The organism is Rhizobium leguminosarum bv. viciae, assembly GCF_012276115.1.
GTDB classification, from domain to species: Bacteria; Pseudomonadota; Alphaproteobacteria; order Rhizobiales; family Rhizobiaceae; genus Rhizobium; species Rhizobium leguminosarum_T.
Map to the genome: position 1 here is coordinate 85246 of NZ_WIEU01000005.1, position 14267 is coordinate 99512.

The 14267-nt window shown below is 61.4% G+C and carries 16 protein-coding genes; 9 read left to right on the forward strand and 7 right to left on the reverse strand.

The features are described 5' to 3' along the window. Positions 1-31: 31 nt before the first annotated feature. The 7 genes from lepB to GFM02_RS11445 all read left to right on the forward strand — a co-directional run bounded on the left by lepB (position 32) and on the right by GFM02_RS11445 (position 5984). The gene (gene lepB / locus GFM02_RS11415; protein ID WP_017959761.1) at positions 32-775 is read left to right on the forward strand and encodes a signal peptidase I; all 744 of its coding nucleotides are present in this window, start codon (positions 32-34) and stop codon (positions 773-775) included. Further along, the gene (rnc, locus tag GFM02_RS11420) at positions 772-1491 is read left to right on the forward strand and encodes a ribonuclease III (protein WP_168284154.1); all 720 of its coding nucleotides are present in this window, start codon (positions 772-774) and stop codon (positions 1489-1491) included. Before lepB ends, rnc begins: the two co-directional genes overlap by 4 nt. A gap of 7 nt (positions 1492-1498) precedes the next feature. Then, entirely contained in the window at positions 1499-2440 is a 942-nt protein-coding gene (gene era, locus GFM02_RS11425; protein WP_020049309.1) for a GTPase Era, read from the forward strand. 152 nt (positions 2441-2592) lie between these two features. After that, positions 2593-3345, forward strand: coding sequence for a Crp/Fnr family transcriptional regulator (locus tag GFM02_RS11430; protein ID WP_168284152.1), 753 nt, complete (start codon positions 2593-2595; stop codon positions 3343-3345). A 173-nt stretch (positions 3346-3518) separates the two neighbouring features. Next, positions 3519-4004 (forward strand): hypothetical protein, encoded by a 486-nt coding sequence (locus GFM02_RS11435; RefSeq protein ID WP_168321735.1) that lies wholly within the window; start codon positions 3519-3521, stop codon positions 4002-4004. A 114-nt stretch (positions 4005-4118) separates the two neighbouring features. Further along, a complete protein-coding gene (recO, locus tag GFM02_RS11440) occupies positions 4119-4886 on the forward strand; it encodes a DNA repair protein RecO (protein WP_168321736.1) in 768 nt (255 codons plus the stop codon). A 102-nt stretch (positions 4887-4988) separates the two neighbouring features. Beyond that, a complete protein-coding gene (locus GFM02_RS11445) occupies positions 4989-5984 on the forward strand; it encodes an aldo/keto reductase (protein WP_168321737.1) in 996 nt (331 codons plus the stop codon). 68 nt (positions 5985-6052) lie between these two features. On the opposite strand, the gene GFM02_RS11450 is transcribed toward GFM02_RS11445, so the two are convergent. From GFM02_RS11450 to GFM02_RS11460, 3 genes are all read right to left on the reverse strand, one after another. Then, entirely contained in the window at positions 6053-6910 is an 858-nt protein-coding gene (locus GFM02_RS11450) for an MOSC domain-containing protein (protein WP_168321738.1), read from the reverse strand. Positions 6911-6919: 9 nt separating this feature from the next. Then, positions 6920-7564, reverse strand: a complete 645-nt coding sequence (locus tag GFM02_RS11455) for an HD domain-containing protein (RefSeq protein WP_168270241.1) — start codon at positions 7562-7564, stop codon at positions 6920-6922. Positions 7565-7829: 265 nt separating this feature from the next. Further along, the gene (locus GFM02_RS11460) at positions 7830-9728 is read right to left on the reverse strand and encodes a putative bifunctional diguanylate cyclase/phosphodiesterase (protein ID WP_168321739.1); all 1899 of its coding nucleotides are present in this window, start codon (positions 9726-9728) and stop codon (positions 7830-7832) included. 432 nt (positions 9729-10160) lie between these two features. On the opposite strand from GFM02_RS11460, the gene GFM02_RS11465 reads away from it, so the two are divergent. Together GFM02_RS11465 and GFM02_RS11470 are read left to right on the forward strand one after the other, a co-directional pair. Further along, positions 10161-10514: a hypothetical protein gene (locus GFM02_RS11465; RefSeq protein ID WP_205930276.1), complete on the forward strand. Its 354-nt coding sequence runs from the start codon at positions 10161-10163 to the stop codon at positions 10512-10514. Positions 10515-10645: 131 nt separating this feature from the next. Then, positions 10646-11161: a superoxide dismutase family protein gene (locus GFM02_RS11470; protein ID WP_131665961.1), complete on the forward strand. Its 516-nt coding sequence runs from the start codon at positions 10646-10648 to the stop codon at positions 11159-11161. 107 nt (positions 11162-11268) lie between these two features. Here GFM02_RS11470 and GFM02_RS11475 read toward each other — a convergent pair whose 3' ends face one another. The 4 genes from GFM02_RS11475 to GFM02_RS11490 are packed head-to-tail and all read right to left on the reverse strand — an operon-like array spanning position 11269 to position 14252. Beyond that, entirely contained in the window at positions 11269-12153 is an 885-nt protein-coding gene (locus tag GFM02_RS11475; protein WP_168270245.1) for a mechanosensitive ion channel family protein, read from the reverse strand. 58 nt (positions 12154-12211) lie between these two features. After that, positions 12212-12742 (reverse strand): tyrosine phosphatase family protein, encoded by a 531-nt coding sequence (locus GFM02_RS11480; protein ID WP_168321740.1) that lies wholly within the window; start codon positions 12740-12742, stop codon positions 12212-12214. Continuing rightward, on the reverse strand, positions 12739-13347 hold the full coding sequence (locus GFM02_RS11485) for a YfbR-like 5'-deoxynucleotidase (RefSeq protein ID WP_020049321.1): 609 nt from the start codon (positions 13345-13347) through the stop codon (positions 12739-12741). The genes GFM02_RS11480 and GFM02_RS11485 overlap by 4 nt, the downstream gene beginning before the upstream one ends. Next, entirely contained in the window at positions 13344-14252 is a 909-nt protein-coding gene (locus tag GFM02_RS11490) for a YgfZ/GcvT domain-containing protein (protein ID WP_168321741.1), read from the reverse strand. The genes GFM02_RS11485 and GFM02_RS11490 overlap by 4 nt, the downstream gene beginning before the upstream one ends. Positions 14253-14267 lie beyond the last annotated feature (15 nt).

Here is a 14267-nt window from a genome sequence, read left to right on the forward strand (position 1 = left end):
CCGCCGCGGCGTCTTGAAGGAATAAGACTGCGTGTCCGAAAAAGTCGAAGCCAAGCCGAACGCCCTCTGGGAAAATATCAAAGTCATCATCCAGGCGCTGATTTTGGCGATGGTGATCCGAACGGTGCTGTTTCAGCCCTTTACCATTCCATCCGGTTCGATGATGCCGACCCTGCTTGTCGGCGACTACATCTTCGTCAACAAGTTCGCTTACGGCTATTCGAAATATTCGCTGCCCTTCTCGCCTGATGTCTTCAGCGGCCGCCTGTTCGGCGCCGATCCGAAGCGTGGCGACATTGTCGTCTTCCGTTTCCCGCCGAACCCCGACATCGATTACATCAAGCGCTGCATCGGCCTGCCGGGCGACCGTATCCAGGTTACCGATGGCGTGCTCTACGTCAACGGCAAGCCGGTTCCGAAGGTGGCGGACGGTGCGTTCACTTCCGATTATAAGCTCGATCCGGGCGAGGACGTGCCGGTGTTCCGCGAAACGCTCGACGACGGCAAGTCCTACGACACGCTCGATCAGTCTCCGGTGTCGCGTGGCGACAACACCCGCGAATTCATCGTGCCGGAAGGCCATTATTTCATGATGGGCGATAATCGCGACAACTCGCTCGACAGCCGCTTCGACGTCGGCTTCGTGCCTGCCGAAAATCTTGTCGGCCGTGCCAGCGTCATCTTCTTCTCGCTCGGCAACGACACCTCCTTCCGCGAAATCTGGAAGTGGCCGACGAACATGCGTTGGGACCGCCTCTTCAAGGTTGTTGAATGAGTAAGACGCAGACGCTTTCTGCGGCGGACCGCGCAAAGCTTGAAGGCCTGATCGGTCATGACTTCGCTGAAAAGGAGCGCCTGGATCGCGCGCTGACCCATGCCAGCGCCCGCACCGAAAAGGGCGGCAATTACGAACGGCTGGAATTCCTCGGCGACAGGGTCCTCGGGCTCTGTATCGCCGAGCTTCTGTTCCGCACCTTCGGCACGGCAGGAGAAGGCGAGCTCTCGGTTCGCCTCAACCAACTCGTCAGCGCCGAAACCTGTGCTGCGGTCGCCGACGAACTCAATCTTCACCTCTATATCCGCACCGGCGCCGATGTGAAGAAACTGACCGGCAAGCGCATGATGAATGTGCGCGCCGACGTCGTCGAAAGCCTGATCGCCGCGATCTATCTCGACGGCGGCCTGGAAGTCGCCCGCCGGTTCATTCTGCGTTACTGGCAGGGCAGGGCGGTGCGGGCCGATGGCGCCAAGCGCGACGCCAAGACCGAGCTGCAGGAATGGTCGCACGCGAAATTCGGCGTCACACCGATCTACCGGGTTGATGAACGCAGCGGACCGGATCATGATCCCCGCTTCAAGGTGACGGTGGAAGTTGCTGGCATTAAGCCCGAAACCGGCGTAGAGCGGTCGAAGCGTGCCGCCGAACAGGTGGCGGCAACGAAGATGCTCGAGCGCGAAGGCATTTGGCAGCAATCGCCTGCCGGGAACTGACGGGACAATGACACAAGAAGAAGAGATCGCGGCCGAAGCTGCCGCAGAAACCAATGGTCCGACGCATTCGGGCTTCGTCGCGCTGATCGGGCCGACCAATGCCGGCAAGTCGACGCTGGTGAACCGCCTCGTCGGCGCCAAGGTCTCGATCGTCAGCCATAAGGTGCAGACGACACGGGCCATCGTCCGCGGCATCGCGATCCACGACAATGCCCAGATCGTCTTCATGGATACGCCTGGTATCTTCAAGCCGCGCCGCCGGCTTGACCGCGCCATGGTGACCTCGGCGTGGGGCGGTGCGAGGGATGCCGATCTGATCGTGCTGCTGATCGACAGCGAGCGCGGCCTGCGCGGCGATGCCGAAGCCATCCTCGAAGGCCTCAAGGAAGTCCGGCAGCCGAAGATCCTGCTGCTCAACAAGATCGACCGCGTCAACCGGGAAGATCTGCTGGCGCTGGCCGCTGCCGCCAACGAGAAGATCGCTTTCGATCGCACCTTCATGATCTCCGCCGAAAACGGCTCCGGCTGCGACGACCTCATGGACTATCTGGCGAAAACGCTCCCGGAGGGGCCGTGGTACTATCCGGAAGACCAGATCTCCGATCTGCCGATGCGCCAACTCGCCGCCGAGATCACCCGCGAGAAACTGTTTCTGCGCCTGCACCAGGAGCTTCCTTACGCCTCGCATGTCGAAACGGAGAAGTGGGAAGAGCGCAAGGACGGCTCGGTGCGGATCGAGCAGGTGATCTATCTCGAGCGCGACAGCCAGAAGAAGATCGCGCTCGGCAAGGGTGGTGAAACCATCAAGGCGATCTCGACTGCTTCCCGCAAGGAATTGTCGGAGATCCTCGAACAGCCGGTCCATCTCTTCCTGTTCGTCAAGGTTCGCGAGAATTGGGGTGATGATCCCGAGCGGTTCCGCGAAATGGGTCTCGATTTCCCGAAATAAGCATGGCAAGGATTTCGTCGGGCTGGTGCCAGCCCTTTGTTTCCGCATAAAAAATCCGCCTCGCTCATGGAACATATCCGTGCCTTGCGCATTCCCTTCATGAACGGCGCGCCCAATGTTGGCGCGCCGATTTTGCGACGGCAAGGGCAAGTATGGCGACGTCGAGACCCATCAATTCTTTCAAGACCCCTTGCGAGCAATGTCCCTTGCGGCCTCTGCCGCATTTCAGGGAGTTCAGCCGTGACGAGCTGGAATTCGTCTCGAGCTTCAAGAGGGGTGAGCTTGCCGTCGATGCCGGCTCCACCATCCTCATCGAGGGCGCCCATAGCGCTCACCTCTTCACGGTGCTCGCCGGCTGGGGCTTCCGCTACAAGATGCTGGAGGACGGACGCCGCCAGATTTTGAATTATATCATGCCGGGCGACCTGATCGGCCTGCAGGGAACGATCGCCGGTGAGATGCAGCATTCCGTCGAAGCGCTTTCGCCAGTTTCCCTCTGTGTCTTCGAGCGTGACAGGCTGATGACGCTCTACAACAAGCACGCCTCGCTCGCCTTCGACATCACCTGGATCGCCGCGCGCGAGGAGCGCATCCTGGATGAGCATCTCCTGAGCATCGGCCGCCGCACGGCGCTGGAACGAGCAGCCTATCTGATCGCTTTCCTGTTCGAGCGCGGTCGGAAGCTCAATATCTTCAACGGTCGCAAATTCATCCCCATCACCCAGCAGCACATTGCCGACACGCTCGGACTTTCCATCGTCCACACCAACAAGACCTTGAAAAAGCTCAGCGAACGTGGGTTGATCCGCTGGCAGGAGCGCGGCTGCGAGGTGCTGAACGGCGAGGAATTGATGGCGATCGCCGGATGGGAAGGGCTTGGAGAGGGCAAACGCCCGTTCATCTAAAGCGCGTCGCGATCTTTCAGATTCGCTCCTCGCGCCTTAGGTCTTTGTTTTGCGGGACATGCTTTGGTCAAGCAGCCTGGTTATGTCTTTTTTAAATGCAGATTAGCAGCAAGGAAAATAAGGTCGGCCGTCATCTTTCCTCCGATTTTGATTCTTATCGACCGGGCAGAAAAATGGTTTATTCAGAAAAGGTGGCGGAATTCACCGATAGCGTGCCATGCGGGGCACCGGAGGGCAATGATGTTGGCGAAACGGCCGGGGCGCAGCGACAGGCGCCCGACGAGGGGCATCGAATCATGAGCGCAATCCGTGTTCTGGTTCTTGAAGACAGTCTGATCATCGCGATGGAGGCGGAGGATATTTTACGCCTGGCCGGCGTCGAGAGCATTGACATCGTCGGCAGCGTCGAACAGGCGAGGGCTGCCATTGCTGCGGAGAAATATGATTTCGCCCTTCTCGACGTCAATCTCGGCGAGGGCATGAGCTTCGGTTTTGCCCGCCATCTTCTCGATATCGGCATCCCCTTCGGCTTCGTCAGCGGCTATTCCGATACCGGCGATTTCCCGCCCGACCTGCAGCACATACCGCTTCTGGTGAAGCCTTTCGACGAAATGGCGATGCGGGAATTCCTGAAGAGGCTTTTCCCGGATGTCGCCTGACGCGGTCCATGACGGAAGCCAGGCCTTGATCGCGTCTTTTCAGACGCGCAAAGGACGCTGTAACGCGTTGAATTATGCAGTAGGATGATTCGGCAGCCGTAAGGACTTCTTTCGATGCAGTGGCAGGACCATGCGATCATCCTGGGCGTCAAGCGCCACGGCGAGACGAGCGTCATCGCCGAGGTAATGACGCGTGATCGCGGCCGCCATCTCGGCCTGGTGCGCTCCGGCCGCTCGCGCGCCATGCAGCCGGTGCTGCAGGCGGGCAATGCAGTGGAGGTTGTCTGGCGCGCCCGGCTTGACGAACATCTGGGCGAATTCCGCGTCGAGCCGGTGACGCTGCGCGCTGCCCGACTGATGGAAACGGCAACCGCCGTTTACGGTGTCCAGGCGATGGGCGCGCTGCTGCGGCTGCTGCCGGAGCGTGACCCGCATCCGCACCTCTTCGATGCGCTGGAGGTCATCCTCGATCACCTGCACAACCCGGCCGATGCCGGAGAACTCTTCGTGCGCTTCGAGCTTGCGGTGCTGAATGACCTCGGCTTCGGCCTCGATCTTGCCGAATGCGCCGCGACCGGCGCCCGTTCCGATCTCGCCTATGTCTCGCCGAAATCCGGCCGCGCCGTCAGCCGCGCCGCTGGTGCCCCCTGGGCGGACAAGATGCTGCTCCTGCCGCCGTTCCTCAGCATCGAAGGCAATCATGCGGCCGACTTCGATAGTCTCTCGGCCGCGTTTCGTCTGACAGGGTTCTTTCTGCATCGCCATGTCTACGAGCCGCGCGGCATCGAGGCCGTGGCGGCCCGCGACGGCTTCGTTCAGGCGGCACTCAAGGCGCTTAATCCAGCCTTGCGGACGCAGGGTGCGAATGGTGTTTCCACCTGACCTCCGTTTTTTACGGGTGCAAAACATCCTCCAGATTTGGCGGTTTACCCACTCGTGAGCGCCTCCTATGTCTTCACAGGACAGCCAATCAAGGAGGATCTCATGCTGACCAAGCCCGCATCATCGACAACGATCACGCTCTGGAACGGCCGCGAAATTCCACGCCTCGGCATGGGATGCTGGGCGATCGGCGGTCCTTTCTTCGCCGGCGACACGCCGCTCGGCTGGGGTGATGTCGACGACGATGAATCCGTGGAAGCGATCAACCGCGCCATCGAACTCGGCATCCGCTTCTTCGACACGGCCTCGAACTATGGCGCCGGCCACTCGGAGGAGGTGCTCGGCCGGGCGATCGGCAATCGCGACGATATCGTCATCGCCACCAAGTTCGGCTTCGCCACCGATCCGGAAACCAAGCAGGCAACCGGCGCCTTCGCCGATGAGGCCTTCATCCGCCGTTCGGTCGAGACCTCGCTGCGTCGCCTCAAGCGTGATCGCCTCGATCTCCTGCAGTTCCACCTCAATGATTTTCCGCTTGAACAGTCGGATGCCGTCTTCGATACGCTGGAGGCGCTGCGCGCCGAAGGCAAGATCGATGCGTTCGGCTGGAGCACCGATTTTCCCGATCGTGCCGCCCGTCATGTCGGCCGCCAGGGCTACGTCTCGATCCAGCATACGATGAACGTTTTCGAACCGGTGCCGGAGATGATCGCGGTGATCGAGGGGACGGGTCTGATGTCAATCAATCGCGGTCCGCTGGCGATGGGGCTGCTGACCGGCAAGTTCACCACCGACAAGGCGGTAGGCGCCAAGGATGTCCGTGGGGCGGCCCTTGACTGGATGGTCTATTTCAAGGACGGGCGCATGGCCCCGGAATTCGCCGCAAGGCTCGATGCCGTCCGCGATCTCCTGACATCAGGCGGCCGTACGCTGACGCAGGGCGCGCTTGCCTGGCTCTGGGCACGCTCGCCGCGTACCCTTCCCATTCCGGGTTTCCGTACTGTTGCCCAGGTGGAGGAAAATGCCGGCGCGCTGGAAAAGGGACCACTGCCGGCCGATGTCATGGCAGGCATCGATGCCGCACTCGCGCGCGCGTGACGTTTCTAACTCTTTGTTTTTACGCAATTCCGGACGGAAAACCGCTTCGCACTTTTCCTGAAATTGTTTTATGCTGCGGCGCGACGCTTGAGCGCCCAGCCTTCCGGCCTCTCTTCAACGATGCGGACGGTGTCACCGATCGTGATCCTGCCGCTGCCGCGCGGCGTGACGTTCCAACCGAAGAGCGGGCCCGGCACGCTCCGGTCTGCCGACATACGGATGCGGCCCATGGCCGGCATCGGGTTTGGTCCCTCGCGGGACCCGGTCAACTGGTCCTGCGTCGTCATGATGCAGCGGGAGCAGGGTTTGACGAGATCGAAGCGGATGCCGGCGATCTCGATCGCCGCCCAGCGGTCCTCCGCCCAGGCCTCGTCGGTATCGATGACGATGTTCGGACGGAAGCGTTCCATGCCGACACTGCCTTCGCCATGGGCGCGGAGATCGGCATTCAATGCCCTCAGCGAGCCGGTCGTCGTCACCAGGATCTGGTAGCCGTCGGTAAAGGTGACGGGCGTGGCTTCGCCGGCCCATTCGGCATTTGCCGTCCGCCGTGCCTTTCCGTCGAAGAAGACGAGGCGCACCTCGCGGCCAAGCCATTCCGAAAGCTGCCGGTTGCTCTCGGGATCGGCGACGGCGGCGTTGACGGCAGATTTCCACACGATCACATCCATGCGGGCTTCAGGCTGAGGCGGCTCTACCGATATGTCCGTTTTCCCCTGCATCAGCAGCCGAAAGGCACTCGCTTCCGGTCGTACCTCGATGCGTGCGAGGTCCGGCAACTCGCGCTGGGTGATGAAGTGCCCTTGCGCATCGGTGATCATCGCCCGACGATCGCCGGGAAGCCCATGGGCGTCGATGTCGGCGGCCGGCAGCGCAATGCCACGGGCGCTCTTGAGCGGATAGATGAAGAGGTCGCTGACAAGCATGCCGTTCTCCTAGATTTCGTCCATGAATTCCGAGAGAAAATCGCGCAAGCTCTTGTCACGCGCGGCCGCCAGCCTGCGGCCGGTCTCAGTCTGGAATCCTTCCGCCAGTTTGAACAGCTTCGTCTGGAAATGGTCAATGGCATAACGCTTGTCATCGAGCGGGCGGTCTGCAGCCGCCGGGTCGAACGGATCGTAGAGCCCGGATCCCAGTCGCCCGGCGATATAGAAACAGCGGGCGACGCCGATCATGCCGATCGCGTCCAGCCGGTCGGCATCCTGCAGGATCTTCGCCTCCAGCGTCTGCGGCGCCACCCCGGCCGAGAAACTATGCGCGGTGATTGCGTGGGCTGCGGCCTCGATATCTGCGCCGCTCCAGCCGAGTTTCGCCAGGATCGCCGATGCCTTCTCGGCCGCCAAAGCCGATGCTTTTGCTCGCAGCGGCGAATTCTTCTCGACGGCGACGCAGTCGTGCAGCAGCACGGACGCGGCAAGAACCCGCCCGTCGCCGCCTTCTCCCGCATGGATGCGCATGGCATTTCTGAAGACACGCAGGATATGGGCAAGGTCGTGCGAGCCGTCGTCGCCGTCGGCCGCATGCGCAATCAGCGCCGCGGCAAGCGTTTCGTGTGGGGAGAAGGCTTCAGCCGCGAACATTGCGCCACCTGTCATGAGGAAGATCGTTTCCGCCGATAGGGCATCGGCGCGGAAGTGGATGCGGGCGGGTAAAAGGACGCGACAACGAAGATCTCAGGAATCGCAGCCGATTTTCTAGAGCATGATGCCGAAAAGTGTGAGCGGTTTTCGGGCGACATCATGCTCTAACTATATATTGTAGAACAGGATTCAGATTTTAGGCCGGCCCGGCCTGAAATCGTCCTGTTCTAACGGCTTGCCGTGCGAGTCGCAATCGAGGGTGATCTCACCGCTTGGCTTTGGGAAGACGCGTCACGCCGCCGCTTTTCGGCGGCAGGGAGAGAAGATGAGGCACCTCACGCGCCGGTCTCGGCGGGCTGATGTGATAACCCTGGATCTCGTCGCATTCCTCGCACTCGAGCAACGCCAGTTGCTCGGCCGTCTCGACACCCTCGACGGTGACCCGCATGCCGAGCGCATCGCCGAGCAGGATGATCGCGTGCATGATCGCATGCGCTTCCTTGTTGTCGACGATGTCGTTGACGAAGGATTTGTCGATCTTGATCTTGTCGAAGGGGAAGCTCGAGAGGTAGCTCAGTGAGGAATAGCCGGTTCCGAAATCGTCCATCGAGATGCGGATGCCGCGCTCCTTCAGCGCATGCAGGATCGGCAAGACTTCGCTTAGATTTTCCATCAGCACGCTCTCGGTGATTTCGAGTTCGAGCCGCGACGGCGACAGCGCGGCGGCGGCAAGCGCCTCGCTGACATCGCGCGTCAGGTTGCTGCTGCTGAACTGGATTGCCGAAACGTTGACGGCGACCTTGATGCCTTCAGGCCATAACGCTGCATCGTTGCAGGCCCGGCGCAAAACCCAACGGCCGATATCGACTACGAGGCCGACCTCTTCGGCAAGCGGAATGAAATCCATCGGCGGAACGCGGCCTCGAACCGGGTGGTTCCAGCGGATCAAAGCTTCGAAGCCGCAGATGCGCCGCTGCGAGAGGTCATAAAGCGGTTGGTAATGCAGCTCGAATTCCTCGTTCTCAACGGCTGCTTTGAGGTCCGCCTCCAGCGCGTGGCGCAGCTGCATCTGCGCTTCCATCTCACTGGCGAAGAAGCGCTCGCGTTTGCGCCCGTCCGCCTTGGCATGCGACAGCGCCACGCCGGCATTTTTCAGCAGGATATCGGTTTCCTCGCCATCCTCAGGGGCGATTGCGATGCCCATGGAGACGCTGAGCTCCACCTGTTTCTCGCCGTGGAAGAATGGCTCGGAAAGCTCCCGGCGGATCTGCTCGGCAAGCGCCGTTACGTTCCACGGCTGCTGCTTGCCCGTCTGGAGGATGGCGAATTCGTCCGAGCCGAGGCGCGCCAGGGTGTTTTCCGAACCGGCCGAGGCTCGGACGCGCTCCGCGACCTGCTGCAGGATCTTGTCGCCGGCCGAAACGCCCATCGTGTTGTTGATCGATTTGAACCGGTCGAGATTGAGGTGAACGAGGGCGATCTGCTCATCCGGCTTGCGTTCCGCAAGCGTTGCATCGACCTGCTCGCGAAAGTGGATGCGGTTCGGAAGGCCGGTCAGCGGGTCGTGGTGGGCGAGATAGGTGATGCGCTCGGCCGCCCTTCGATCCTCGGTGATATCGGCATGAATGGAAATGTTGCTGCCGTCGGAAAGAATAGTCACCATGCTCTGGATGATGCGGCCATCATCCATCAACCATTCGCGCCGACGGAGACTACTGCTTCTTGCGGTTGCAGCGGAATGTCGCCCGGTCCGCCGGCCGGGTTTGGTGCTCTCCGTACCACGCATTTTGGCCGTGAGATCGGCGATTGTCGCGCCGGCAGAGAGATCTTTTTGCGTCAGGCCGAAGAGCTGACGGAAGCGGGTGTTGGAAAGCGTCAGTCGCTGGTCGGCGTCGAAGACGCTGAGACCGAGCGGCAGGTTGTTGAGAATGATTTCGAAGAGTTTTTTCTGTCCGTCGAATGCCTGGCTGAGCGCTGACATATTGCCTCTCAGCACATGGTTTTCCCTCAGCAGCGTTTCCACGCTTCTCTCGATTTCGTCATAGTTGCTTTCATGGACGCGATAGGTCGCGATCACGAGATCCATCAGACGCTGCGCATCGATCGATCCATCGTCCGTAACGGCCTGAGTGCATTGCTGCCAGAAAAGCGCTTCAGCTTTCATGTGGATGCGTCTTGCGCAGCTGTTGCCCCGGCCTCGGGGAAGGTGCCTTCGATTGACGTACGTGCATCATTACGCCGGACATGAAAACCTTTCTCAAATGAACACAGAAATTGCTTTTATAGTCGGACTGTCTGGTGGCAATGCGTGACGGCCATTTTCTATGGGCCGAATTAATATTCGGTTGCAGTGCAACAGCGACGGGCACTTGGTCAGACAATTGTTTGTATGTGAAAAATCGCTGAAATATGGGGGAAATCGGCCGGCTGGCGCAGGCGGCAGGTGACTTCGCGGCGTTCCGTTAACTCTTGTCAATCATCGTTAATGAGAAGTTAACAACTTATTGACGCACTGCGCAAATCAGTTTAACCACCGAGTCAGCACTGATTTTCCACGTTCGTATTGCGTACAAACACCACCGGCAAAAGGCGGTGAATGGAGGTTTGTATGACCAGCACCACATCCGTTTCAGACACCTCATATGCATATCTGGCGACGCTTTCGCGTCTCGATGCCAATGGCGATGGCGTCCTCAGCCGCGGCGAACGTGCCGCCGATGAGAAGCCCGGCATCATCAAGGAACTTCTGGAGGACGATACGAGCGGCGACACGCAGCCGAAATTCTCCGGCAGCCTGATCGCGCTGATGATGGACACGCGCGACAGTGGCACGGCAAGCAGCATCGCCGTTTCCTATCCGCTGCAGCAGACCGCGCCGGCGACCGGCGATCAGTCCGACGATCTTTACCGTAACACCTACGGCCAGTTCGACTTCAACGCTGTCGCCTGACGACCGGCGTCTCAATTCGGGCGATCTGCAAGCCGGCCGTTTGGCCGGCTTTTCCCGTTCGATCATCTCTAATCAGGAACACCTTCCAGGCTGATACGTTCAGAAAGACAACCGGACGGAAGGAGATCTCCATGAAAGCCATGCGCATTATCGCCGCCCTGAGCCTGCTTGCGGTTGCATTGCCGGCGGGCGCTCAGGACAAGCAGACGGCGGTCGCCAATTTCGTCGGCAAGGACGGCAAGGAAGACGGTCGCGCACAGCTGACAGCCGCCGCCAACGGCGGCGTCCTGATCGAAGTCGAGATATCGGGACTGCCGGCGAACAAATGGGTGGCCTTCCATGTTCATGAGACCGGTCGCTGCGACGCCGCAACCCATCATGAGTCGGCGGGCGGTCATTTCAATCCTGAGAAGGCGGAGCATGGCATTCTTGCCGCCAAAGGCCCGCACGCTGGCGACATGCCCAATCAATATGTCGGGCAGGATGGCGTGTTGCGGGCACAGATCTTCGACAGCATGGTCACGCTCGACGGTAAGACCGATCGTATTCGTGGGCGCGCATTGATGGTGCACGCCAATTCGGATGATTATCGCAGCCAGCCTTCGGGTGATGCCGGGGAAAGACTTGCCTGCGGCGTCATTCAATAGCTACGGCACAACTCCTTAAATCGGAATCGATTGAGGGACGAAGCCATGCAGCAATTCAAAGTGCGCACAGCGCCGCTGGTCTTAAAGATCCGCGGCGCTGCAATGTCTTACTGCCGCGTCTGCGTCGGCTTTTCGGCGGTTGCCTCGCCGTTGGACTTTTTTGACGGCGCGGCATCTGAAGCATCCGCCTCAGCGGCAGGATTCTTGTCGAAAGCGAGTTTCACGCGCTTCACCATGTCACGGGTGACCAGCCACCAATCGCCGGTCTTTGCCCAATAGCGCAGCGTTACAGAGATCGCACTGTCACCGAGGCTGTCGATGAAGACGCTGGGTGCCGGTGACTTCAGCACTCTGGAATCGGCTTTGGCAAGGCCCATCAGCCTCTCCATCGCCAGATCGATGTCATCGTCATGGGGGACGCTGATTTTCAACTCTTCCCGCCGCGTGGGCTCGCGGCTGAAATTGGTAATCGGCGTGTTCCAGAGCGTCGAATTCGGCGCCAACCGGTAGAGCCCGTCGCCGGTCCTGAGTTCGGTCGCAAACAATCCGATTTCGCGCACCGTGCCGGCCACGCTGCTGGTCTCGATATATTCGCCGACGCGGAACGGCCTGAGGATCAGCAGCATGATGCCGGCAGCGATATTCTGCAGCGTCCCTTGCAGCGCCAGTCCGATCGCCAGGCCTGCCGCGCCGAGGGCGGCGATGATCGAGGCGGTCTGGACGCCGAATTGACCGAGCACGGTGATGAACACCAGGATGAGCAGCGCATAGCGCAGCACATTGGTGAAGAATCGCGCCAGCGTCTCGTCGATACCATGAACGCGCGACAGGCCTTCATAAGCCCAGCGGCTGGCAAAACCGGCCAGCGTCCAGCCAAGGACGAGCAGGATCACCGCTCCGAGGACGGAGAAGGAATACTGCACGGCAAGTGCGCTTGCCTGGCTGAGTGCCGTTCGCGTGGCGAGGAGGACATCGGCTGCCTGTTGTTCCATGATCTGGCCCTGTCGGTTGTGCGTGGTCGGGGGCTAGATGGAGCGGCTGGCGGCAGCGTCAACCGCAGGCGGCGTCTCGGATGGTAAGCACGAAGGGCGCATTGCCGTCGGCATCGGCACCGCGTCCGATTGCCCGCACCGCCGCGACCAGCCGGCCGCTGCGGCCGAGCAGCGCGTCACCGATCTCGATCAGCCGGGCATTCGGCGTCGCGAAGGGCGAGGCGGCCCGCAGCCGGCGGGCAAGCGTTTCCTCGCTCTGGTCGGGTGCCAGCGACAGCGCGGCAATGAGCGCTGCGGCCGGCGATCGCGACACGCCCATCCAGCAATGGATGAGCAGCGGCGTCTCCTGCCGCCACGAAGCGGCAAAGTCGATAATCCCGCGCACATGCGTCTCGTCAGGCGCCACGAGATCGCCGGTGCCCTTGAAGACGATATCGTTCATAGCAAGCGTCAGATGGCGCTCGGCCGCGATCACGCCCGGCCGGTGAAAGGCCTGCTCCTTGGCGATCAGGCTGATCATGTCGCGCGCCTTGTGGCGCACCGCCATTTCCGCGATGCGCGACAGCGGCGAGACGACGATGAAGGTCACGATACCATCTCCCGCTCGACCTCGATCGCCGCGAAGCGCTCGCAGAACAACCGCTGCGCTTCGATCGCCGGCAGGGGCTCGATCATCAGCATGTCCTTGCTGATGCCGCGCGGCTGGCCGAAGAATTTCTGCGCCTCGGCGGGTGTGAAACCGGCCAGCACGGTCGCTTCGAAATAGGCGGCGATCGTGTCGGCTTTTTTAATCCGCTCCTTGAGATCGCGCGAGGGATGCGGCGGCAGGCCGAAGCGCAGGTGCACGGCGGCCTCCAGTCGCTTTTCCACCGTTTTATAGCCGCCGCCGACCACCGATTTGAACGGCGAGATCATGTCGCCGATGACATATTCGGGTGCATCGTGCAGCAGCGCCATCAGACACTCCTGCGGCCGCGCATCGTTGAAGCGGCGGAAGATATCCTCGACAACGAGACTGTGCTGGGCCACCGAAAAAGCATGATCGCCGGAGGTCTGGCCGTTCCAGCGGGCCACGCGCGCAAGCCCGTGAGCGATGTCGATGAGTTCGACGTCGAGCGGCGAGGGGTCGAGCAGGTCGAGCCTGCGCCCGGACAGCATGCGTTGCCAGGCACGCGGAGCTTTCGTCGTTGTCACGCGCTGGCCTCGTCGGCGCTGGCGGGAAAGACGAGACCGGACCATGCCGGTAGGACGAGGGAAACAGGCGTGTCGCCGGCGAGCAGCGGCGTGCCTGCTGCCATCGCGGCGCCGGCGCGGTCGATGCGCACGATCGCAAGTCCATTGCCGCCGTCAACCGAACCGAGGGTTCCCACAGGCTTGCCGGCGGCGGTAATCTCCGTCCCGGTTCCCGGCAGATCCGTTGCGGCGGACACCGTCACGACGCGCCGGCGCGCAGTGCCGCGATGCTGCATGCGTGAGACGACCTCCTGGCCGACATAGCAGCCTTTCCTGAAGGAGAGGCCGCCGTTGAAATCCATTAGCACATCATGCGGGAAAGCGTCCTGCAGGGCGAAGTCAGATCCTGATGTGACGATGCCGTGGCGGATGCGCAGCGCGTCGTAGAGCGCTTCTGCACCATCGCCCTGTCTTCCTGCCCGGCGGGTCAGCGTGACGCCCGCCTTGGCGAAGCGGCTGTCTCGGGCGCCCTGGCTGCCCCGGGCGCCCTGGCTGCCCCGGGCGCCTTGGCTGCCCCGGGCGCCTTGGCTGCCCCGGGCGCCCTCGGCATCTTCGCCCCAGGAAACCGTGACGCCTTCTTCGGTGCTTGGCGCAAGTGTGACGGCGGCGCGCAGCTTGTACATCGTCAGCCGTTTCAGCAGCCCATCGCGCTGGCCGGCATCGGTCTCGATCGTGTAACCGTCGCGGTCCTGCCAGATCATGAAGTCGAACAGGATCTTGCCCTGCGGCGTCAGCAATGCCCCGGGCCGCGCCTCGTCGGCGCCGAGCGCGGCGATATCGGTGGTGATCAGGTTCTGCAGGAAGGATTGGGCTTCCGCGCCGCTGACGAAGAGCAATGAGCGGTCTTTCAGGAATACGGCTGGCATGGCGGAACCTGTCGC

Bases quoted from the DNA above. Each gene is read 5' to 3' on its own strand.
- rnc (WP_168284154.1), top strand. From the start codon at position 772: ATGAGTAAGACGCAGACGCTTTCTGCGGCGGACCGCGCAAAGCTTGAA.
- era (WP_020049309.1), top strand. From the start codon at position 1,499: ATGACACAAGAAGAAGAGATCGCGGCCGAAGCTGCCGCAGAAACCAAT.
- GFM02_RS11430 (WP_168284152.1), top strand. From the start codon at position 2,593: ATGGCGACGTCGAGACCCATCAATTCTTTCAAGACCCCTTGCGAGCAA.
- GFM02_RS11435 (WP_168321735.1), top strand. From the start codon at position 3,519: ATGGTTTATTCAGAAAAGGTGGCGGAATTCACCGATAGCGTGCCATGC.
- recO (WP_168321736.1), top strand. From the start codon at position 4,119: ATGCAGTGGCAGGACCATGCGATCATCCTGGGCGTCAAGCGCCACGGC.
- GFM02_RS11445 (WP_168321737.1), top strand. From the start codon at position 4,989: ATGCTGACCAAGCCCGCATCATCGACAACGATCACGCTCTGGAACGGC.
- GFM02_RS11450 (WP_168321738.1), bottom strand. From the start codon at position 6,910: ATGCTTGTCAGCGACCTCTTCATCTATCCGCTCAAGAGCGCCCGTGGC.
- GFM02_RS11455 (WP_168270241.1), bottom strand. From the start codon at position 7,564: ATGTTCGCGGCTGAAGCCTTCTCCCCACACGAAACGCTTGCCGCGGCG.
- GFM02_RS11460 (WP_168321739.1), bottom strand. From the start codon at position 9,728: ATGAAAGCTGAAGCGCTTTTCTGGCAGCAATGCACTCAGGCCGTTACG.
- GFM02_RS11465 (WP_205930276.1), top strand. From the start codon at position 10,161: ATGGAGGTTTGTATGACCAGCACCACATCCGTTTCAGACACCTCATAT.
- GFM02_RS11470 (WP_131665961.1), top strand. From the start codon at position 10,646: ATGAAAGCCATGCGCATTATCGCCGCCCTGAGCCTGCTTGCGGTTGCA.
- GFM02_RS11475 (WP_168270245.1), bottom strand. From the start codon at position 12,153: ATGGAACAACAGGCAGCCGATGTCCTCCTCGCCACGCGAACGGCACTC.
- GFM02_RS11490 (WP_168321741.1), bottom strand. From the start codon at position 14,252: ATGCCAGCCGTATTCCTGAAAGACCGCTCATTGCTCTTCGTCAGCGGC.